Genomic DNA, 20,767 nt, shown 5'->3' on the forward strand with positions numbered 1-20,767 from the left:
AAGCCGCACATCCTCAAGGGTGCTGAAACCGGGCAAGGCCGGTTTCAGGTGGCGGCACGGACTTCCAAGCCCGACAGGGCAAGGAAGGCCGATAGGCCTAGTCATAAGGGGGCTCGCGCAAGCGGGCCCCTTTTTTTCGTGCCTGCCGTTCGGATCGATGCCCTCTGTTCAAGCCGCCCTTCGGAAGAGTTGACCCTTCGCGCGCTGGCGCATCGCGGCGATTTCGCGTCTATGACAGGGCCGAAACGGGGCGCTCGCCCCCCCTGTCTGGACGGTGCATGAGCGAATTCTTCATCTTCTTTTTCGTCGGTGCCTTGGCGCAATTGGTGGATGGCGCGCTGGGCATGGCCTATGGCGTCATTTCTTCGACCGTCCTCATGAGCTTCGGCGTGCCGCCTTCGGTCGCCTCGGCCTCAGTCCACACGGCGGAGCTTTTCACCACGGCCGCTTCGGGCACGGCCCATATCGTCAACCGCAATATCGACTGGAAGCTGTTCTGGCGGCTCGTGCCCTTCGGCGTGATCGGCGCGGTGCTCGGCACCTATGTGCTGACCTCGATCGATGGCGGCACGATCCGTCCCTTCGTCGCGGCCTATCTCGCCGCGATCGGCATCATGCTGACGCTGCGCTCCTTTCGCACGATCCCGCGAGCCCAGACGCCCATGGCGCTGGTGCCGCCGCTGGGCGCGGCCGGCGGCTTTCTGGATTCGATCGGCGGCGGCGGCTGGGGGCCGGTCGTGACCTCGGGCCTGCTTGGGGCCGGCGGCCAGCCACGCTACGTCATCGGCACGGTGAACGCCGCCGAATTCCTCGTCACGCTCTCGGTTTCGCTGGCGTTCCTTCTGGCACTCGTCACCGGCCATTGGGAGGAAGCGGGCGATCTGACCGACCACGCCCTCTCGGTGCTGGGCCTGATCGCGGGGGGCATTCTGGCTGCGCCCCTGGCGGGCTATGCCGTGAAACGCATTCCCGAACGCTGGCTCCTGCGTATCGTGGGCCTGCTGATCTGCGCACTGGCGCTTCAGCAGATCGTCGCGATCCTGTCGAAAATGTAATCTTGAGCCGGGAACGGATCGCTGCGCTTCGCTGTTCTCCTTTTCGAAAATCGGACACGGCGTCCGATACACCTTGAGGAGACAGGTTATGGTCGACAAGAACGAGATCTCGGGCGGCGCCAAGGAACTCGGTGGCAAGGTCAAGGAAGGCCTCGGCAAGCTGGTCGGCAACGATCGCCTGCAGGCCGAAGGCCTCGCCGATCAGGCCGAAGGCAAGACCGAGAAGAACTACGGCAAGGTCAAGGACGCCGTGAAAGACACCCTGGGCTCCAAGCACTAAGTTTCGGGTTCAATCGTTTGAGTTGGGAGCCAGCCGAAAGGCTGGCTCTTTTCGTTGGGCCGAAGGGTTTCTCCCCTCCCCTTGTCGTGATAACCGCGCGGAAGCGCCGCTCCCACACGCGGGACGACGGGCGCCTTGTCGCGAGGGGAAGACCGATGACCAGCACCAGACGCGAAACGGATTCGATCGGCGCGATCGACGTCGCGAGCGACCGCTACTGGGGCGCGCAGACCGAGCGCTCTCTCAACAATTTCCGCATCGGCACCGACAAGCAGCCGATCGCCGTGATCCACGCCCTTGCCACGGTCAAGAAGGCCGCCGCGCGCGTCAACCGCGCCATGGGCAAGCTGGACGGCCAGATCGCCGAGACGATCGAAGCGGCTGCGGATGAGGTCATCTCCGGCAAGCTCGACGATCATTTCCCGCTCGTGGTCTATCAGACCGGCTCGGGCACGCAGACCAACATGAACGTCAACGAGGTGATCTCGAACCGGGGCATCGAGATGCTCGGCGGCGAGCAGGGCTCCAAGAAGCCGATCCACCCGAACGACCACGTCAATATGGGCCAGTCCTCGAACGACGTGTTCCCGACGGCCATTCACGTCGCCGTCGCCATCGAGGCGACCAAGCGCATCCTGCCAGCGATCGACGCGCTCCACGCCTCGCTCGACAAGAAGGCGCTCGAGTTCGATCACATTATCAAGATCGGCCGTACGCACACGCAGGATGCCACCCCGATCACGCTCGGCCAGGAATTCTCGGGCTATGCCGCCGCGCTGAAGCTGGGCAAGCGCCGCATCGAACAGGCGATCGAAGACGTCTATGCCCTCGCGCAGGGCGGCACGGCTGTCGGGACCGGGCTGAACGCCCCGGTCGGCTTCGACGTGAAGATCGCCGCCGAGATCGCTTCACTCACAGGCCTGCCGTTCCGCACGGCCGAGAACAAGTTCGAGGCGCTCGCCTCGCACGGTGCGCTGGCCTTTTTCCACGGCTCGCTCAACGCGCTCGCGACCGATCTCTTCAAGATCGCCAACGACATCCGCTTCCTCGGCTCCGGTCCGCGTTCGGGCCTCGGCGAACTCTCGCTGCCCGAGAACGAACCGGGCTCCTCGATCATGCCGGGCAAGGTCAACCCGACCCAGTGCGAAGCGCTGACCATGGTCGCGGCGGAAGTCTTCGGCCACGAGACGACCGTGACGGTCGCGGCTTCCCAAGGCCATTTCGAGCTGAACGTCTTCAAGCCCGTGATCGCCAATGCCGTGATCTCCTCGATCCGGCTTCTCGCCGACGGCATGGACTCGTTCCGCGAACATTGCGTCGACGGCATCAAGGCCAACGAGGACCGCATCAAGGATTTGATGCAGCAGTCGCTCATGCTGGTGACGGCGCTGGCCCCCACCATCGGCTACGACAATGCCGCGACCATCGCCAAGACCGCCCACAAGAAGGGCACGACGCTGCGCGAGGAAGCCCTCGCCTCCGGCCTCGTCTCGGGCGAAGACTATGACCGGATCGTCGATCCCGCCGCGATGACCCGTCCCGGCTGATCGCCCTTCAGACGATTGGTTTGATGAAACGCCCCAATCCCGCGATTGGGGCGTTCTTCGTTGACGATCAGTCGCACAAAGAATCCCTGTCGCGGGCGTTTGGCCTTGGGCACTCTCTGCTCCATCGAAACACCCCTCCGATGGACGAATCCATGAATTCCGGTCTTCTGCTTCTCGCCCGCCTTCTCCTGTCGATCCTCTTCATCGTGTCCGGCTTCGGCAAGCTGGCCGGCGCTGCAGGCTTTGCCGGCTATCTTGGCAATCTCGGCCTGCCGGGCGGCATCGTCATGGCCTATCTCGTGGGCTGTCTGGAGTTCTTCGGCGGCCTTGCGATTCTGGTTGGTTTCCAAGTGCGGATCGTCGCGTCCGTGCTCGCCGTCTTCTGCGTGGCGACGGCGCTGGTCGCCCATCTCGGCCCGGACCAATCCACGCAGTTCATGAAGAATCTCGGCCTGTGCGGCGGCTTCCTGGCGCTCGCGATCGTCGGTGCAGGCGCTTACTCGGTGGACGCGCGCTCGCGCCGCGCCTAAGCCTTTAACCGTTGAGCATTCGCGGCGGCCGCCTTCGGGCGGCCGCTTGGCGTTTCAGCCCTGGAAACGCCTGACAAGCTCGGCCAACGCCGCTTCGTCGGAGGCGTCGCGAGGCTTCGTCGCAAGCGCCAAGCAGGCCTCCGAGCGAAGGATCGTGCCGTCTTTGAGGACGCGCAGGTGATTGGCCGTCAGCGTCGAGCCCGTGGAGGTGATGTCCACGATGATGTCGGCCGAGCCCGCCGCAGGCGCCCCTTCCGTCGCGCCGAGGCTTTCCACGATACGGTAGCTCTGAATGCCGTGGCTCTTGGTGAAGAAGCCCTGCGTCAAGCGCCAATATTTCGTCGCGATGCGCAGGCGGCGGCCATGGGCGGCGCGATAGCCGGCCGCGACATCGCCAAGGTCTTCCATGGTTTCCACATCGAGCCAGCTGTCAGGCACGGCGACCACGACATCGGCATGGCCGAAGCCGAGGCGCGAGACGATGCGCCCGCGCTCGTCGAAATCGGGCATGGTCTCGCGCAGGAGGTCCTCGCCCGTCACGCCGAGGTCGATCGCCCCGTCGCGCAATTCGCGGGCGATCTCGGAGGCCGACAGGAGAAGGACGTCCAACCCTTCCATGCCCTCGGTTCGGGTGCGATAGGAGCGCGCGTCGTCGCTCGGGTGAACCGTGATGCCGGCCGACGCCAGCGAGGCCACGCATTGCTCCTTGAGCCGGCCCTTGGACGGGATGGCGAGCGTCAGCGTCATGGCCGCGCCTCCTTCTGCGCCTTCGGCAGGCGGTCGAGATACAGGGCGAAGCCGACGGCCGGGATGGGCTCGCGCGCGCCGAGATAGGAGACGAGCCGGTCATAGCGCCCGCCACCCGCCAGCGGCTCGCTCAAACCCGGCGTGCCGATCTCGAAAACGAACCCGGTGTAATAGTCGAGCGTGCGCCCGAAGGCGGCGCGATAGCGCAAGGTCGAGAGATCGACGCCGGCCGCGGCCAGCGCCTCGGCCCGCGCGTCGAAGAAGGCGAGCGCGCCCGTGAGGTCGAGCCCGTGCTCATCCGCCAGCGCCCGCAGGCGCTCGGAGGCCTCTGCCACCGCGCAGTCCAGCGACAGGAAAGCGCGCAGGCGCTCCAGCGCCGCGCCGCGCAGGCGCGTGTCGGACAGGCGCACCTTCTCGGCCAGCCGCGCCGCGATCTCGGCCGGGGATCGGCTGCGATTGGGCGGCAGACCGGCCTCGTCCATGCGGGCCTGCACCAGGGCTTCCAGCTCGGCGAGCCGGTCCTCCCGCGCGAGCGCCAGGGCGTCGGGCGCGATATTCTCGACCTCGCCGGAGCGGTCGGAGGCCAGCGTTTCGAGGGCGCGGGCGAGAAGTTCGTTCTGGCCGAAAGTGCGGATCAGGCGCCGTTGCCAGCCGGCCGGAAGGTCCAGCGCCTTCAACACGGCCTCGAACAGGCCCTGATCGCCGATCGTGATCGAGAGGCGCTCGGCCTGTGCCAGGCCGCAGGCGGCAAGCGCCGTCAGCGCTTCGGCGAGCGTCGCCGCGTCGGCGCGGGCGCGGTCGGTGTCGCCCAGATTCTCGATGCCGGCCTGGCGGAACTCCGCCGCCTCGCCCCGCCGCTGGCGGAAGACGAGCCCGTTATAGGCGTAGCGGCGCGGGAGAGCCTCGTCGCCCTCGATATGGGCAAGGCAGACGGGAATGGTGAAGTCGGGGCGCAGGCACAGCGTTTCGCCACCCTCACCCCGCGTCAGGAAGATGCGGCGGCGCAGGTCCTCGCCGGCCGTGTCCAGATAGGGCTCGGCGCGCTGCAGGAGCGGCGTCGAGACCAGCGAGGCGCCGACCGAGGCGAAGAAGCGCGCCAGCGCGCCGTCGAAGGGCGTGCCGGTTTCGGCCGCTGGAAAGAGCCGGCTCATCGGCTTGCCCTCACGAGCGCCCGGTTGCGTGCCGGTCGAGGATGCGGCGCACGGCCGCCACGAGATCGGCCTCGTCCACCAGTTCCTGCCCCGCGCGCGCCTCGCGCCATTCGGCATTGTCCTCGATCCCGGCGGCGAGGCGCTTGCCTTCCACCAGATCCTTGACCTGCACCTTGCCGGCCGCCTTCTCGTCTCCGCCCTGGATGACGACGACGGGCGCGCCGCGCCGGTCGGCATATTGCAGCTGCTTGCCGAACTGCTTCGGGTTGCCTTGGAAGACCTCGACCGGCACGAGCGGCTGGCCCTCGCCGTTCAGCTCGCGGCGCAGCAGCGTCGCCATGCGCTGGTAGTCGGCCATCCGGTCGCGGTCCATCACGGTGACGACGACGGGGCCGGGCAGGGATTCGTTGCCGAGGCGGCCGAGATTCTTGAGCGCGGTCTGGAGGCGTGAGACGCCGATGGAAAAGCCGGTGGCGGGAACCGGCGTCGACATGAAGCGCGAGACCAGTCCGTCATAGCGCCCGCCGCCGCCGACCGAGCCGAACTGCACCTTCTGGCCCTTCTCGTTCACGACATCGAACAGAAGCTCGGCCTCGAACACGGGGCCGGTGTAATATTCGAGCCCGCGCACGACGGACGGATCGATCAGCACCCGCTCGTCGCCATAGCCGGCCGCAACCGCGAAAGCGCGAATCTGGTCGAGCTCGTTCAACCCCTCGTCCACCACGGGATGGCCGCCGAAGGCCGTCCGCACGGCGTCGAGACGCGCCTCGCCCGAGGCGTCCGTCAGCTCGAAAATGCGCAGGACGCGGGTGATCGCCTCGTCCGGCAACTCGGCGCCCTTAGTGAAGTCGCCCTTGCCGCCGCCCTCGTCCAAGCGGCCGGGGCCGAGCAGCAGGCGCACGCCCGGCGCGCCGAACTTATCGAACTTGTCGAGCGCGCGCAGCACGGTGAGCCGGCGCGGGGCGTCCCCTTCCAGCCCGATCGCGTCGAGAATGCCGTCCAGAACCTTGCGGTTGTTGACGCGGATCACATACTGGCCGCGCTCGATGCCGAGGGCTTCCATCGTGTCGGCCATCATCATCGCCATCTCGGCATCGGCCGAGACGTTCGGCGCGCCGACGATATCGGCGTCGAACTGCATGAACTGGCGGAAGCGGCCAGGGCCGGGCTTCTCGTTGCGGAAGACGTAGCCCGCGCGGTAGGAGCGATAGGGCTTGGGCAGCTCCTCGAAATTTTCCGCGACATGGCGGGCGAGTGGCGCGGTCAGATCATAGCGCAAGCTCAGCCATTCCTCGTCGTCGTCCTGCAACGAGAAGACGCCTTCGTTGGGCCGGTCCGAGTCGGGCAGGAACTTGCCGAGCGCGTCCGTATATTCGAAGAACGGCGTTTCCACGGGCTCGAATCCATAGGTCTCGTAGACGCGGCGGATGATGCCGAGCATCCGCTCCTGCGCCAGGAGATCGGCGGACGTGCGATCCACGAAGCCGCGCGGCTGGCGGGCCTTCACGCGGGAGGGCTTCTTGGGGGCCATGGGACTGCCTGCGAATAAGGACGAAACGAGTTAGCTCGCGTCCTAGCCCATGGAACGCGGGAGCGGCAAGGCTGACGCCATTTTCAGCGCGGCCGGACGAAGTTTTGCCGCGCCGCCTCGCATTCGCCTCGGACGCAGCAGCCCTCCATATGGTCGTTCACGAAGCCCATGGACTGCATGAAGGCATAGGCCGTGGTCGGGCCGACGAAGCTGAACCCTTCCGCCCGCAGCGCCTTGGACAGGCGCTGGGAAGCCGGCGTCTGAGGGTTGGCCCGCGCCCATTCGAGCGTCATGCGTTCGGGCCGCTCGCTCGCCGGCGGCTCGAAGCGCCACAGGAAGACGGCAAGGCTCTGGCCCGTCTTCTCGCGCAGCGCCAGGGCGCGGCGGGCATTGTTGATCGTGGAGACGATCTTGCCGCGATGGCGGATGACGCCGGGATCGGCGACGATGGAATCGATGTCAGCCTCGTCGAAGGCGGCCACGCGCTCGATCTCGAACCCGTCGAAACGCTCGCGGAAATGCGCGCGCTTGCGCAGGATGGTGATCCAGGACAGGCCGGACTGAAAGCCTTCGAGGCAGAGCTTCTCGAAGAGCCTGGTATCGTCGGCGCTCGGGCGGCCCCATTCCTCGTCGTGATAGCGAACATAGTCCTCGCCCGCGCCGGCCCAGGCGCAGCGCGGCTGACCATCGGCACCCCGAAGAAGGCCGGGCGCGAGGGGCGATTCGGGTGCGGTGTCGGTGCGTTCGCTCATGGGCTGAACTTGCATCCCCGCAGAGAGCCAAGCAAGCGAGCTATCCCCCGTGATCACCGCAAGGCGACTTGCCTTGGCCTTCGCAGGGCCGCACAAACAGGGGCCTCCCGTCGCTCCTCCCGAGTCCGCCACCATGCCTGCCCCGCGCCCGTTCCCCCGCCCTGCGTCCAGCCATCGACGGCTGCTGGCGCTCGCGCTTCTCCTTTTTGCCTTCGCCGATCCGGCGCTAGCGCAAGCCCTGCCCGCTGATGCCAAGATGATCGAGGGCTTCGACGCGGTGGTCTTCAGCGCCGAGATCACCGGAGCGTTCAGCGATTCGAGCTATCTCAAGAAATTTCCCGGCCCGGTCCGCGTGCGTGTCGAAAACGACTCCGAGATCGACCGCGAGCCGGCCGTGGCGAGCTTCGTGCGGGAGATCAACCGGGAGGTGGATGGGCTCGACATCACGATGGCCAAGCGGGGCGAGGCGGCGAATTTCGTGGTGCATGTGGTGGATCGCGATGATTACCAGCGCGTCGGGCGGGAGGTCTATCACCGCCCCTTCGGCACCACGCCGGGTAATTGCATCGCGCGCGCCAGCTATGGGCGCTCCGGCATCACGCGGGCGGACGCGATCATCGTGTCGGACGAGGGCGACCTTCTGTTTCGCCGCTGCCTGATCGAGGAGGTGCTGCAAGGGCTCGGCCCGCTCAACGACAATTCCGACGCGCCGCAAAGCGTCTTCAACGACACGTCGAAGCTGACCCGATTCACGCCCTATGACCGGGTTCTCATGAACATGCTGTATGACGAGCGCCTGACGCCCGGCATGAGCCGAGGCGACGCCGCGCCCCTTCTGCCGGGCATTCTGAAAGAGGTTAAGCGGCGTCTGCGCCTGTGAAGGGTCGTTAGCACCCTCTTCACCATGATCGCACCCGAGCGGGGGGAACAGGTGACCAAACGTCATCGATTCACCAATCGCTCAATTTTACGGCGGCATCCTCGCGCCAAGCGGCTCGTTCCCGAGCCTTTCGCGACCCCCGAGGTGTCCGCTGATGTTCGCTCGCCCTCTTCTGGCGTTTTCCCTTATCGTCACGACTATGACCGCTGCGCAGGCGCAGGAGCGCCGCCCCTTGAGCCTCGACCGGCGCGAGGCGGCCGAGCGCGTGCTCCAGCTTTCGCCGGGCAGCGGCGTCGTGCCGGGCTATCAGGCGCAGACTTTGACACAGGCCTATCCGGCCGGCACGGTGATCTTCCGGGGCAACATCCCCGTCGGTGTCATCAGGCGCGATGGTGGGCCGGTGGAGCCGCTTGGCTCCTACCAGTCGGCCGACCCTGTGGTTCTGGGCGCATCCCCGCCGCCGGTCGCGCGCCGCCATGTGGAGCGCCGTCGCGAGCGCCAGCCGCTTTTTGCCAGCGCGAGCGCCCCTGCTCGCCATATGGCACCCGAGCCTGAGACCCGCCGCTCGGGCCAGCGCAACACCGCCCCGCGCGCGCTCGCGCCGGCCTTTCTGCCGCAGGAGGTCGCCTATTCCGGTTATGCGCCGGGCACAGTGGTGATCGATACGAATGCGCGCTTTCTTTACCTCGTGGAAGCCAATGGACGCGCCACGCGCTATGGCGTGGGCGTCGGCAAGCCGGGCTTCGAATGGGCCGGTACGCACCGCGTCAGCCGCAAGGCGGAATGGCCGGATTGGACCCCGCCCTCCGAGATGGTCGCGCGCGAGCGCGCCAAGGGGCGCATCCTGCCGGCGCGCATGGAAGGCGGCATCGAGAACCCGCTCGGCGCCCGCGCGCTTTATCTCGGCTCCTCGCTCTACCGCATCCACGGCACCAACCAGCCTTGGACCATCGGTCAGGCGGTTTCCTCCGGCTGCATTCGGATGCGCAATGAGGATGTCGTCGATCTCTATGACCGCGTGCCGGTCGGTGCGCGCGTGATTGTGCTCTAACGGCAACAGGTCAGGACAATCGCGCGCGAGGGCGGTTTCCTCACCTGCCCGCGCCCCATCTTCCCTGACACGATAAGGCCGGCGAAGAGTCTCGCGACCGGATTGTTTTAATTCAAGTTTTCGCCCGTTTCGAAGGATTGTTCGATGCGTATCATCTCGTCCAAAACGGCCATGCTCGCGGGGCTCGCCAGCCTCGTCCTGATGGGAAGCGCCAGCGCCGAAACGCGCTATTTCGACCACAGCACTCAGCAATGGGTTGTGCGCGGCGGCGGCGCGAATGCCACGGTGCCGAGCGCGGGCGCCACACTTGGCCGGGCTCCGGTGCGCGTGGCGCGCCAGCCGCAGGCCATGCGCCCGGTCGATCCGCGCTTCAAGCGCCAGACCGTGCGCATCTCCACCCAGGAGAAGCCCGGCACGATCATCATCGATACGGACCGCAAGTTCCTGTATTTCGTCGAGCCGGGCGGCATGGCGACGCGCTATGGCGTGGGCGTCGGCAAGGAAGGCTTCGCCTGGGGCGGCACGATGAAGATCGGCCGCAAGGCTGAATGGCCGGGCTGGACTCCGCCGGCCACGATGGTCGCCCGCGAGCGCGCCAAGGGCCACATCCTGCCCGCCTATATGGCCGGCGGCCCGGACAATCCGCTCGGCGCGCGCGCCATGTATCTCTATCGCGGCGGCGGCGATTCCATGTTCCGCATCCATGGCACCAACCAGCCCTGGACGATCGGCCTCAACATGTCGTCAGGCTGCATCCGCATGATGAACGAGGACGTGACCCATCTCTACTCGCGCGCCGATCGCGGCACCAAGGTCATCGTGCTCGGCCCCGGCCAGTCCGGCAGCGGCGTCTATGCGGAAGCCGGCACGGTTCGCCAACCCGGCCGCGGCCTGCTGGCCTCGGTCTTCGGCGGCTGATCCGGCCTTGAGTTCCATGAAAAAAGGCCCGCTTTTAGCGGGCCTTTTTTGTTGCGCTTGGCGTCTCTGCCTATTCGGCTGCAACCGTGCGTTCGACGCGGCGAAAGTCGCGGCCCGCGAGCTTCTCCGGCTTCTCGCCGCCGAAGGCCCAGTCGAGCAGTTCGATCGTGTGCAGGATCGGAATGCCCGTGGCCGATCCGATCTGCGTCATGCAGCCGATATTGCCGGTGGCGATCAGATCGGGCTTCACGCGCTCGATATTGGCGACCTTGCGGTCGCGCAGCTTGGCCGAAATCTCGGGCTGAAGGATGTTGTAGGTGCCGGCCGAACCGCAGCACAAATGGCCCTCCGGCACGTCGCGCACGGTGAAGCCGGCCTGCGCGAGGAGCACTTTGGGCGCCTGTGTGATCTTCTGCCCGTGCTGCATGGAGCAGGCGGAGTGATAGGCGACCGTGGCCTCGACCGGGTTCGCCGGCAGCGGCAGGTCGAGGCTGGATAGAAACTCCGTGACGTCCTTGGCCAGTGCCGAAACGCGCGCGGCCTTTTCGGCATAGGCGGGGTCGAGGCGCAGCATATGGCCGTAATCCTTGATCACCGTGCCGCAGCCCGACGCGGTGATGACGATGGCGTCGAGCCCGGAGCGCTCGGCTTCCGCCGCCCAGACATCGACATTGCGCCGCGCGAAATCCAGAGCCTCTTCCTCGCGGCCCATATGGTGGGTCAGCGCGCCGCAGCATCCCTCCCCCTTCGGCAAGACGATTTCGACGCCGAGCCGGTTGAGAAGCCGCACGGTCGCCTCGTTGATGCCGGGGTCGAGCACGGATTGGGCGCAGCCGCGCAGCAAGGCCACGCGCTTCTGCACCGCGCCGGCGGGCGCGCGCAGGCCCGGCCGGTCATTGGCGGACGCCGCAGGCACATGGGCCGGCGCGAGCTTCAGCATGGCACCCAGCGGCTTCAGAGGCTTGACGCCCGCGAGCGCGTCCGCGAAGGGGCGCGCCAGGCGCGCGAGCTTCAAGCTCCAGCGGAAGCGCTCGGGATAGGGCAGGACGCGGGCGAGCACCTCGCGGATCATCCGGTCGGCGAAGGGCCGCTTGTAGGTGCGCTCGATATGGGCGCGCGCATGGTCCACCAGATGCATGTAGTTCACGCCCGAGGGGCAGGTCGTCATGCAGGACAGGCAGGACAGGCAGCGGTCGATATGCGTGACCGTCTTCTCGTCGGCCGGGCGGCCGCTTTCCAGCATCTCCTTGACGAGGTAGATGCGCCCGCGCGGACTGTCGAGCTCGTTGCCGAGCGTCACATAGGTCGGGCAGGTCGCCGTGCAGAAGCCGCAATGGACGCATTTGCGGATGATCGAGGCGCTCTCGGCCGTGTCCGGGTTTTGAAGCGCCGTCGGGGTGAATGCGGTTTGCATCGGGTCAAGCCATCCGGCCGGAATTGAGGATGCCGGCGGGATCGAACTGATCCTTGAGGCGGCGGGACAGGGCGGCGAGCGGGGCCGGCTGCGGCTGGAAGACGGGAAGGCTCAGCCGCTCGGCCTCGGGCGCGCGCACCAGCGTCGCATGGCCGCCGCCATGGCGCGCAAGCAGCCCGCGCACGAGATCGGCCTCGCTGCGCCCGCCATCCATGCGCAGCCAGACGAGGCCGCCCTGCCAATCGTAGAAGGCGTCGGCCGCCGCCTGCATCCGCAGCGCCATGACGAAATCATGCCCCTGCATGGGCGGCAGCGAGACACGCCAAACCGGATTTTCCGTGCCGTCGGCAAAGGGTGCGACGTCCCGGATGTCGCGCCAGAAACGCTCCGACGCCTCGCCCTCCAGACGCTCCAGCGGGCCGACGCGGGAGAGGCCGGCGCTCAGATGCTCGGCCCGGGCTGCGACGGAGGGGCCGAAGCCGTCGAGCCGGATGGCGGTTGCCGCCTCGCGGCCCAGCTCGCCACTGATCACGCGCGCCGCCACGCCATAGGGCAGATGCGCCGCGCCCGAAGCCTCGACCGACGAGCCGAGCGCCGCGCTCATGGCCTGCGCCGCCTCCCCGTCCGACAGGCCGCGCAGCAGCAGCGTCGTCTCGGCCGGGGGGCGTGGCATGGTCTTGAAGATGACATCGGCCATGACCGCGAGCGTGCCGTAGGAGCCGGCCATGCCCTTGGACAGATCGTAGCCCGTGACGTTCTTCACCACGCGCCCGCCGGAGCGGAAGATTTCGCCCCGGCCCGACACGGCAGTGACGCCCAGAATATGATCGCGCGCCGCGCCCTGCTTCAGCCGGCGCGGGCCTGACAGGTTGCAGGCGAGTACGCCGCCGATCGTCCCCTCGCCGGCCGGGCGGCCGTGCAAGGGGCCGTAATCCATCGGCTCGAAATCGAAGCGCTGGCCGCGCTCGGAGAGCAGCGCTTCGATCTCGGCGATCGGGGTACCGGCCCTGGCGGAGATGACGAGTTCTTCCGGCTCGTAGAAATTGACGCCGGAGAGACCGGCGAGAGACAGCGTGTGCGCGGCCTGCACCGGGCGGCCGAGCCCCGCCTTGGAGCCACGGCCCTCGACGGCGAGCGGCTCCTTGCGAGCCAGGGCCTCGGCCACGACATCGCGCAGCGCCTCGACGCTTTCGGGACGGAACGGGTCCGGCGCGGCCGGAGCGTTCGGGGAAAGGGACATGAACTCTCAGAACCTCGGGAGGTCGGGGAACGGCAGCTTGCCGGCATGGACATGGAGCCGGCCGAGTTCGGCGCAGCGATGCAGCACGGGGAAGACCTTGCCGGGATTGAGCAGATGGCGGTCATCGAAGGCGCATTTGACACGGATCTGATGCTTCAGATCGTCCTCGGCGAACATTTCGGGCATGAGGTCGCGCTTCTCGATGCCCACCCCATGCTCGCCCGTCAGCACGCCGCCGACCTCGACGCAGAGGCGCAGGATATCGGCCCCGAAATCCTCGGCCCGCTGAAGCTCGTCGTCCTTCGACGCGTCATAGAGAATGAGCGGATGGAGATTGCCGTCCCCGGCATGGAAGACATTGGCGACCGCCAGCCCGTATTTCTCCGAAAGCGCCTTCATGCCGGCGAGCACGCGGGGCAGTTCCTTGCGCGGGATCGTGCCGTCCATGCAGAGATAGTCGGGCGAGATGCGCCCGACCGCCGGAAAGGCCGCCTTGCGCCCCGCCCAGAAGCGCATCCGCTCCTCGGCCGATTGCGACACGCGCGCGGTGGTCGCGCCGTTCTTCGTGGCGATGCCCTCGACTTCCGAGAGGAGATGATCGACCTCCGCCTTCACCCCATCGAGTTCCACGATCAGCAGCGCCTCGACATCGAGCGGATAGCCCGCATGGACGAAGGCTTCCGCCGCGTGGATCGCGGGGCGATCCATCATCTCCATGCCGCCGGGAATAATGCCTTGCGCGATGATCTCGGCCACGCAGGCCCCCGCCTGTTCCGAGGTCGGGAAGCCGATCAACACGGCGCGCGCGGTTTCGGGTGCCTGGAGAATGCGCACGGTGACTTCGGTCACGACGCCGAGCAACCCTTCCGAGCCGGTCATCAGGCCCAAGAGATCGTAGCCCTCCGAATCCAGATGCTTGCCGCCCAGGCGGATCACATCGCCTTCCATGGTGACGAACTCGACGCCCAGCACGTTGTTGGCGGTCAGTCCGTATTTGAGGCAATGCACGCCGCCCGAATTCTCGGCGACATTGCCGCCGATGGAACAGGCGATCTGCGAGGACGGATCGGGCGCATAGTAGAAGCCGGCATGTTCCACGGCCTTGGTGATGCCGAGATTGGTGACGCCCGGCTGCACCACGGCGCAGCGATTGTCGAAATCGACATCCAGAATGCGGTTGAAGCGCGACAGGACCAGAAGCACGCCGTCTTCGAGCGGCAGCGAGCCGCCCGACAGCGACGTGCCGGAGCCGCGTGGCACGACGGGAATGCGATTGGCGTGGCAATAGCGCAGGATCGCGGCGACCTGCGGCACCGTTTCGGGCAAGACGACGGCGAGCGGCAATTGCCGATAGGCCGTCAGCGCGTCGGTTTCGAACACGCGCATTTCCACGCTCGCATCCACCACGCCTTCGCCCGGCACGATGGCGCGCAGCGCCGACACGATCTCGGCCCGCCGGCCCAGAATGTCCGGGCTGGGTTTGGGCATGGCGATCGTCATGGTTTCCTCCCGTCCTCCACGACATGAAGTCTGCCGACACGGGCGCAAATAGGCCGGCCGGCGGATCTGGAACGATGCTAAGGAAGCCCCGCTCCAAAGTCCATTGCCGGGCGGAAACCGGGAACGACCCGTCCGGCCCGCCCGTTGATCTCAGGACAATGGAGGTATCCGATGAGCCAGACGGACGAACGCCACAAGCCGACCGCCCCGGAAGAGACGCCCCGTGCCGTCGAGCCCGACGGCGTGACGCCGGGTGGGCAGGAACGCCCGATGACCGAGGAAGAGGAACTGGACGAGGCTCTGGACGAGACCTTCCCCGCGTCCGACCCGATCTCTCCCAGCCGCATCGACGGCCCCAAGATCGACCCCGGCAAACATCTTTGACACGATGTCACAGGTAGAACGGGCGGCTTTCGGGCCGCCCGTTTTGCGTCGGGCCGTCAGTTCTGAACCGCCTGAACCGAGCCGCCATCGACCCGCAGATTGGCGCCATTGATGAAAGACGCCCGCTCGGACACGAGAAGCGCGACAGCCGCCGCCACCTCGTCCACCCGGCCCCGGCGCTTCTGGACGATGCCCGGCCGCTCCTCCTCCAGAAAGGACTGGATCGCTTCGTCCTTCGAGGTGCCGCGCTCCTCGGCGCGTTTTTCCATCATCTCGTCCGTCATCGCCGTTTCGATAAAGGCGGGGGCGACCGTGTTGACGAGAATACCGTCTGCCGCCAGCCTGTAGGACAAGCCCTTGGCGAAGGCCGCGACGCCGGCTTTCGCGACATTGTAGGTCGCCTCTTCCCAATAGGGCTGGACGGCGTTTTCCGACGTGATGCAGACGAAGCGGCCCCAGCGGCCCTTCTTCATTTCCGGGATCGCGGCTCGCGCCACGCGCACCGCCGACATGAAATCGGTCTGCCAGGCCTCTTCGTAATCGGCGTCCGACAGGTCCAGCGGATCGCCCTTGGCGCCCGTGATGCCAGCGGTGTGAACGGCGATGTCCAGCTTGCCAAACTGCCTGATGGCCTCGGCCACGATGGCATCGGCGTCGGCTTGCTTTGTCAGATCGGCTTGAACGATAATCGTGTCCTGCGGCAACTCGCCCCGGCGCGCATTCGCCTCGTCCAGCTTCTTGTCGGCCAGAACGAGCTTCACGCCCTCCTCGGCCAGGAATTTGGCGACGGCAAAGCCCATGCCGCCATCCGCGCCGGTGATGAGCGCGACGCGCCCCTTGATCATCAGGTCCATGTCGCAGGAAACTCCCAGAAAAAGCGCCGGCCCTTGGATCCTGTGACCGGACCAAGGGGACGGCTGGAAAGACCGGCCATGTTCGCTAAAACGCGAAGGACAGGCCGGCATCATGTCGGCGACAACGAATGCTCCGCAGGTTGGTTTCGCCCGGCTCGGAGCCAGCGGCCGCGAGGACCGATGCCCGATTACGATTTTTCCGGTCAGCGCCTCTTTCTGGACCATGACCTCTCGCCCGGGCTCGGCGTGGAAGCGACGCCCGAACAGGTCAATTATCTCCTGAATGTTCTGCGTTTGGAGGACGGCGCGTCGATCCTCGCGTTCAACGGGCGGGACGGCGAATGGCGCGCCAGCCTGAAGCGCGAAAGCAAGAAGCGGCTGTTTCTCGTGCCGGAGGAAAAGCTGCGCGACCAGACGCCGCGCCCCGACCTCACCTGGCTCTTTGCGCCGCTCAAAAGCGCGCGGCTCGACTACATGATCCAGAAAGCGGTGGAGATGGGCGCGGGGCTGATCCAGCCCGTCATGACGCAGCATTGCCAGGCCCCGCGCTTCAACCGCCAGCGCGCCGAAGCCAATGCCGTGGAGGCGGCCGAGCAATGCGGCGTTCTCTCCGTGCCCGAATGCCGCGACATCCAGAAGCTCGACAAGGTTCTGGCCGAATGGGACGAGGCGCGCACGCTGCTTTTCTGCGACGAGCGGGCGGGCGCGCAAAGCCCGGTGGAGGCGCTCTCGGCCTTGGCCGGCCAGCCGCTCGCGCTTCTCATCGGCCCCGAGGGCGGCTTCTCGCGAGAGGAGCGCGACACGCTGCTCGCCCTCCCCTTCGTCAAGCCGATTTCGCTGGGGCCGCGCATCCTGCGCGCCGACACGGCGGCCGTCGCGGCGCTGGCCGTGGTGCAGGCCGTGGCGGGAGACTGGCGTAGCCCCGCGTCTTCATGACCCTTCCGGCGTCCGCAGCGTTCACCGTCTGGCTCTTGCGCCTTGCCGGGAAAGCGGACAGACACGCAGATGTTGCGCCGGCTTCCGCGCCGGCTCCCTAGAATCGACTTCGTCCCGGAGCTTCTCATGGCGCGCGACACGACCGATCTTACCCCCATCCGCTCGCTGGACGAGCTGGTGGACCATATCCGCGCGGGCGAGAAGCCGGCTTCGGCCTTCCGCCTCGGCACGGAGCACGAGAAATTCGGCTTTCGTTTGGCCGATCTCTCGCCCGTGCCTTACGAGGGCGAGGACGGCATCCGCCGCATTCTGGACGAGTTGCAGGCGCGCACAGGCTGGGAGGCGATCGTCGATGACGGGCGCATCATCGGGCTCGCCGGTGGCAGCGGCGAAGGCGCGATCTCGCTGGAGCCCGGCGGGCAGTTCGAGCTGTCGGGCGCGCCGCTCGAAACGCTGCACGAGACGCTGGCGGAGACCGAGGCTCATCTCGACCATGTGAAGCAGATCGCCGGGCCGCTCGGCATCGGCTTCCTCGGAATCGGCGCAAGCCCGCTCTGGACGCTGGCCGAAACGCCCGTCATGCCGAAGTCGCGCTACAACATCATGAAGCGCTACATGCCGAAGGTCGGTACGCGCGGCCTCGACATGATGTTCCGCACCTCCACCATCCAGGTCAATCTCGACTTCTCCGACGAGCGGGACATGGCGCGCAAGATGCGCGTCGGCCTCAAGCTCCAGCCGCTCGCCTCGGCGCTCTTCGCCAATTCCCCCTTCACCGAGGGCAAGCCGAACGGGCTTCTCTCCTGGCGCTCGGGCGTCTGGCTGGATGTCGACAACCAGCGCTCCGGCCTCCTGCCCTTCGCCTTCGAAGGCGGCTTCGGCTACCGCGACTATGTGGATTGGGCTCTCGACGTGCCCATGTATTTCGTGATGCGCGAAGGGCGCTATCACGACGTGACCGACATCACCTTCCGCCAGATGCTGGACGGCGCGCTGAAGGGCCGCGTGCCCGACCCCGAGCCCAATATGGGCGACTGGGCCAACCATCTCTCCACCGTCTTCCCGGATGTGCGCCTCAAGCGCTTTCTCGAAATGCGTGGGGCCGATGGCGGTCCGCTGGAGGATATCGTCGCGCTGCCCGCCTTCTGGTGCGGCCTTCTCTACGACGATCAGGCGCTGGACGAGGCCGAGGCGCTCACCGCCGACTGGAGCTTCGAGGAGGTCGATCGGCTGCGCTCGGCCGTGCCGCGCCTGGGGCTCCATGCGCCCTTCCGCGAGGAGACCATGCTCTCCATCGCGCGCCGCGTGGTGCCGATCGCCGAGGCGGGGCTGGAGCGACGCGCCCGGCTCGATTCGGCCGGTCGCAGCGAGGCGATGTATCTGGCTCCCTTGCGCGCGCGAATCGACAGCGGGCGCACGGCGGCCGACGAATTGCTGGCGCGCTTCGAAGGCGAATGGGGCGGGCGTTTCGAGGCGCTGTTCGCGCATCTCACCTATTGAGCCGGGATCGAAGCTGACGCGCCTGCGGATGACGGCACGCCCGTGAAGCCTTTGCCTTGGCAGAGCCGGCTCGCTGGCCCATGCTGGGCCGATCCGAGAGACCGGCCGGTGAGCGCGAAGGAACAATGCGATGACGGACTTCTTCGACTGGCTGAAGGCGGCGGGCGCGGGTGAAGCGGCCGACACGCTGGCCACCCGGTTTCGCCTGAGCCACGAGGAAATGCGCGCCACGACCGACGCGCTGGTGCCGGCCTATATCCTGGGAATGCAGCGAGCGATGATCGACCCCAAGAGCTGGTCCGATCTGGCCGAGCGCTTCGGCGCCATGGGCGGGCTCGGCCCCGGCGGCTTCCTCTCCGGCCCGGCCGGCGAAATGGTCACGAAGACGCTGTTCGGCCCCGATCTGATGAGCGCCGTGGCGCGGCAGGCCTCGCTTCTCACGGGCCAGGCGCCCGACATGCTTCAGCAGCTCATGCCCCAGTTCGGCGCGCTGGTCTTCAACGCGGCGCTCCAGACCATGGCGGCCGGGGCCGGCAGCTGGACCAAGAACTTCCCGAGCGACACGGCCGGCCAGACCCTCGCGGAAGCGATGCGTCGCTCGGCCAATGCGGTCGAGGCCTTCCACCGCCCCTCGGCCCCCGCTCCCATGCCCGGCTCCCCAGCCGCGATGACGGCGCTGTTTTCCGACGCATGGCGCACGGCCTTCCCATGGATGATGCCGGCCGCCAGCGCGCCGACGCAGCCGAGTCCCGCCGCCCCGGCCTCTTTCCCGGTCGATCCGTTCGGCATGATGGCGGCGATGACGCGGGCCTTCACGCCGCAGAGCGCGCCGCCGCAGCCCGCCCCGATTCCTGATTCGCAGGCTCCGCGCCGCGATCCCGTGCTCGACATGATCACGAATGCGCAATCGATGCAGGCCGACTATTTCAGCGCCATGGCCAGACTTTTCGATCAAAAACCGCGCTCGCAGGGCTGATCGGGGCGAAGGCGAAGAGCACAAGCGCAGGTTTTCCAGGGCCGGCGGGCAAAAGTTTCGCCCCGGTCCCTTGGATCGGAACGCGGCTGCCCCCTATAATCCGGCATCTTCAATGGGGGGCGCTTGGCCCCCACGGACACCGGATGCTGATCGTCAACCTTCTGATCGTCGTTTTCCTGATCTTTTTGAACGGGTTCTTTGCAATGTCGGAATTGGCCGTTGTGTCGGCCCGCCGAATCCGGCTCCAGCAAATGGCGCAGAATGGCAGCAAAGGGGCGGCCGCCGCCCTCAAGCTGGTGGACGATCCCACCGGCTTCCTGTCCACCGTTCAGGTCGGCATTACTCTTGTCGGCATTTTCGCGGGCGCGTTCGGCGCCTCGGCCTTTTCCGAGCCTGTGGCCGAAATCCTGCGCGGCCTCCCGCTGATCTCCAACCACGCCGATACGATCGCCTTCGCGCTCGTGGTGGTTCTGATCACCTATTTCTCGCTGATTCTGGGCGAGCTGGTTCCCAAGCGATTCGCGCTCGCCCATTCCGAATCGATCGCCGCCTTCGTCGCCCCGTCCATGCGCCTGATCGCCATGATCGGCGCGCCGGTGGTCTGGTTCCTGCGCTTCTCGACCGAGACCGTCAGCAAGCTGGTGGGTGCGCGCGCCGCCAGCGAGAACTCGGTGACGGAAGAAGAAGTGAAGGCGATGATCGCCGAAGGCACCGAGTCGGGCGTCTTCGAGGAAAAAGAACGCGAGATGCTGGAAGGCGTCCTTCGGATCGCCGACCGGAACGTGCGCTCCATCATGGTGCCCCGCCCGGATGTGGCCTGGATTTCGCTGGCCGACGACCCGAACGCCATTCTGGACGAGATTCATTCGAGCGGCCACTCGCGCTTTCCCGTCGCCAAGGAAGACGTGGACGATCTCGTCGGCGTCGTTCAGGCCAAAGATCTCTTGGAGCAATATCGCCGCACCGGCACGATCGATGTGAAGGCGGTCGTGCGCGAGCCGCTCTATGTCAACGAGACCATGCCGGTTCTGAAGCTGCTCGACCGCTTCCGCTCCGTGAATATCCACATGGCCATCGTGATCGACGAATATGGCTCCTTCGAAGGCGTTGTGACGCCGACCGACATTCTCGCCTCGATTTCCGGCTCGCTGCCGGAAGGGGCTGAGGAGGATTATTCGGTCGTGCAGCGCGAGGACGGCTCCTACCTCATCGACGCCGGAATGCCGATCGACGATGTGGAGCGGCGTCTGGGCTCGGGCAGCCTGCCCAAGGAGCGCGACTACGAGACGCTGGCCGGCTTCATCCTCGACCAGTTCGGCCATATCCCCGAGGTCGGCGAGTTCATTCAGTATGGTTCATGGCGCTTCGAGGTCGTGGATCTCGACGGGCGACGGGTCGACAAGATTCTCGCCACGCAGCTCGGCGAGTTGGAGCCCGCGCGCGAAGAGGCTTGATCGCCTCGTCGTCCGAATTCAGATACAAAAAGACCCGCCGCGAGACGCTCGCGGCGGGTCTTTT

Annotated in this window: 20 protein-coding genes; 12 read left to right on the forward strand and 8 right to left on the reverse strand. The window is 66.8% G+C overall.

The window, feature by feature from the left end; translation table 11 throughout:
• The first annotated feature begins 278 nt into the window (after positions 1-278).
• The 4 genes from AUL36_RS03105 to AUL36_RS03120 all read left to right on the forward strand — a co-directional run bounded on the left by AUL36_RS03105 (position 279) and on the right by AUL36_RS03120 (position 3,412).
• The gene (locus AUL36_RS03105) at positions 279-1,055 is read left to right on the forward strand and encodes a sulfite exporter TauE/SafE family protein (RefSeq protein ID WP_062217891.1); all 777 of its coding nucleotides are present in this window, start codon (positions 279-281) and stop codon (positions 1,053-1,055) included.
• An 88-nt stretch (positions 1,056-1,143) separates the two neighbouring features.
• On the forward strand, positions 1,144-1,335 hold the full coding sequence (locus AUL36_RS03110; protein WP_058634941.1) for a CsbD family protein: 192 nt from the start codon (positions 1,144-1,146) through the stop codon (positions 1,333-1,335).
• Between the two features lie 155 nt (positions 1,336-1,490).
• Positions 1,491-2,882 carry a class II fumarate hydratase gene (gene fumC / locus AUL36_RS03115; protein ID WP_062217894.1) on the forward strand — a complete coding sequence of 464 codons (1,392 nt, stop codon included), beginning with the start codon at positions 1,491-1,493 and terminating at the stop codon, positions 2,880-2,882.
• 152 nt (positions 2,883-3,034) lie between these two features.
• A complete protein-coding gene (locus AUL36_RS03120; RefSeq protein WP_244496390.1) occupies positions 3,035-3,412 on the forward strand; it encodes a DoxX family protein in 378 nt (125 codons plus the stop codon).
• Between the two features lie 54 nt (positions 3,413-3,466).
• Here the strand turns inward: AUL36_RS03120 and hisG are convergent, their stop codons facing one another.
• From hisG to AUL36_RS03140, 4 genes are all read right to left on the reverse strand, one after another.
• The gene (hisG, locus tag AUL36_RS03125) at positions 3,467-4,159 is read right to left on the reverse strand and encodes an ATP phosphoribosyltransferase (protein WP_062217897.1); all 693 of its coding nucleotides are present in this window, start codon (positions 4,157-4,159) and stop codon (positions 3,467-3,469) included.
• Positions 4,156-5,310 carry an ATP phosphoribosyltransferase regulatory subunit gene (locus AUL36_RS03130; protein WP_062217900.1) on the reverse strand — a complete coding sequence of 385 codons (1,155 nt, stop codon included), beginning with the start codon at positions 5,308-5,310 and terminating at the stop codon, positions 4,156-4,158. Before AUL36_RS03130 ends, hisG begins: the two co-directional genes overlap by 4 nt.
• A gap of 10 nt (positions 5,311-5,320) precedes the next feature.
• A complete protein-coding gene (gene hisS / locus AUL36_RS03135; RefSeq protein WP_062217902.1) occupies positions 5,321-6,844 on the reverse strand; it encodes a histidine--tRNA ligase in 1,524 nt (507 codons plus the stop codon).
• Positions 6,845-6,927: 83 nt separating this feature from the next.
• Positions 6,928-7,596, reverse strand: a complete 669-nt coding sequence (locus tag AUL36_RS03140) for a DNA-3-methyladenine glycosylase I (protein WP_062217946.1) — start codon at positions 7,594-7,596, stop codon at positions 6,928-6,930.
• A 133-nt stretch (positions 7,597-7,729) separates the two neighbouring features.
• Here AUL36_RS03140 and AUL36_RS03145 point away from each other — a divergent pair, with 133 nt between their 5' ends.
• The 3 genes from AUL36_RS03145 to AUL36_RS03155 all read left to right on the forward strand — a co-directional run bounded on the left by AUL36_RS03145 (position 7,730) and on the right by AUL36_RS03155 (position 10,445).
• Complete coding sequence (locus AUL36_RS03145) at positions 7,730-8,476, forward strand: DUF2927 domain-containing protein (protein WP_062217904.1); 747 nt, start codon at positions 7,730-7,732, stop codon at positions 8,474-8,476.
• A gap of 154 nt (positions 8,477-8,630) precedes the next feature.
• On the forward strand, positions 8,631-9,527 hold the full coding sequence (locus AUL36_RS23110; protein ID WP_244497014.1) for a L,D-transpeptidase: 897 nt from the start codon (positions 8,631-8,633) through the stop codon (positions 9,525-9,527).
• Positions 9,528-9,671: 144 nt separating this feature from the next.
• Positions 9,672-10,445 carry a L,D-transpeptidase gene (locus AUL36_RS03155; RefSeq protein WP_058601510.1) on the forward strand — a complete coding sequence of 258 codons (774 nt, stop codon included), beginning with the start codon at positions 9,672-9,674 and terminating at the stop codon, positions 10,443-10,445.
• A 70-nt stretch (positions 10,446-10,515) separates the two neighbouring features.
• On the opposite strand, the gene glcF is transcribed toward AUL36_RS03155, so the two are convergent.
• Genes glcF through AUL36_RS03170 form a run of 3 tightly spaced genes read right to left on the reverse strand, consistent with a single transcriptional unit; the run spans position 10,516 to position 14,599 of the window.
• Complete coding sequence (gene glcF, locus AUL36_RS03160) at positions 10,516-11,859, reverse strand: glycolate oxidase subunit GlcF (protein ID WP_062217907.1); 1,344 nt, start codon at positions 11,857-11,859, stop codon at positions 10,516-10,518.
• 4 nt (positions 11,860-11,863) lie between these two features.
• The gene (glcE, locus tag AUL36_RS03165) at positions 11,864-13,099 is read right to left on the reverse strand and encodes a glycolate oxidase subunit GlcE (RefSeq protein WP_062217910.1); all 1,236 of its coding nucleotides are present in this window, start codon (positions 13,097-13,099) and stop codon (positions 11,864-11,866) included.
• A 6-nt stretch (positions 13,100-13,105) separates the two neighbouring features.
• Positions 13,106-14,599 carry an FAD-linked oxidase C-terminal domain-containing protein gene (locus AUL36_RS03170; protein ID WP_062217912.1) on the reverse strand — a complete coding sequence of 498 codons (1,494 nt, stop codon included), beginning with the start codon at positions 14,597-14,599 and terminating at the stop codon, positions 13,106-13,108.
• A 171-nt stretch (positions 14,600-14,770) separates the two neighbouring features.
• Here AUL36_RS03170 and AUL36_RS03175 point away from each other — a divergent pair, with 171 nt between their 5' ends.
• On the forward strand, positions 14,771-14,983 hold the full coding sequence (locus AUL36_RS03175) for a hypothetical protein (protein WP_058601507.1): 213 nt from the start codon (positions 14,771-14,773) through the stop codon (positions 14,981-14,983).
• A 56-nt stretch (positions 14,984-15,039) separates the two neighbouring features.
• Here AUL36_RS03175 and AUL36_RS03180 read toward each other — a convergent pair whose 3' ends face one another.
• Positions 15,040-15,837, reverse strand: coding sequence for an SDR family NAD(P)-dependent oxidoreductase (locus AUL36_RS03180; RefSeq protein ID WP_062217915.1), 798 nt, complete (start codon positions 15,835-15,837; stop codon positions 15,040-15,042).
• 180 nt (positions 15,838-16,017) lie between these two features.
• Here AUL36_RS03180 and AUL36_RS03185 point away from each other — a divergent pair, with 180 nt between their 5' ends.
• From AUL36_RS03185 to AUL36_RS03200, 4 genes are all read left to right on the forward strand, one after another.
• On the forward strand, positions 16,018-16,773 hold the full coding sequence (locus AUL36_RS03185; RefSeq protein ID WP_062217918.1) for a 16S rRNA (uracil(1498)-N(3))-methyltransferase: 756 nt from the start codon (positions 16,018-16,020) through the stop codon (positions 16,771-16,773).
• A 126-nt stretch (positions 16,774-16,899) separates the two neighbouring features.
• Positions 16,900-18,273: a glutamate--cysteine ligase gene (locus AUL36_RS03190; RefSeq protein ID WP_062217949.1), complete on the forward strand. Its 1,374-nt coding sequence runs from the start codon at positions 16,900-16,902 to the stop codon at positions 18,271-18,273.
• A gap of 130 nt (positions 18,274-18,403) precedes the next feature.
• Positions 18,404-19,249, forward strand: a complete 846-nt coding sequence (locus AUL36_RS03195) for a hypothetical protein (RefSeq protein ID WP_062217920.1) — start codon at positions 18,404-18,406, stop codon at positions 19,247-19,249.
• A 143-nt stretch (positions 19,250-19,392) separates the two neighbouring features.
• Positions 19,393-20,703: a hemolysin family protein gene (locus AUL36_RS03200; protein WP_062217923.1), complete on the forward strand. Its 1,311-nt coding sequence runs from the start codon at positions 19,393-19,395 to the stop codon at positions 20,701-20,703.
• Positions 20,704-20,767: the final 64 nt, after the last annotated feature.

This window comes from Aureimonas sp. D3 (assembly GCF_001463805.1).
Lineage (GTDB): Bacteria > Pseudomonadota > Alphaproteobacteria > Rhizobiales > Rhizobiaceae > Aureimonas > Aureimonas ureilytica_A.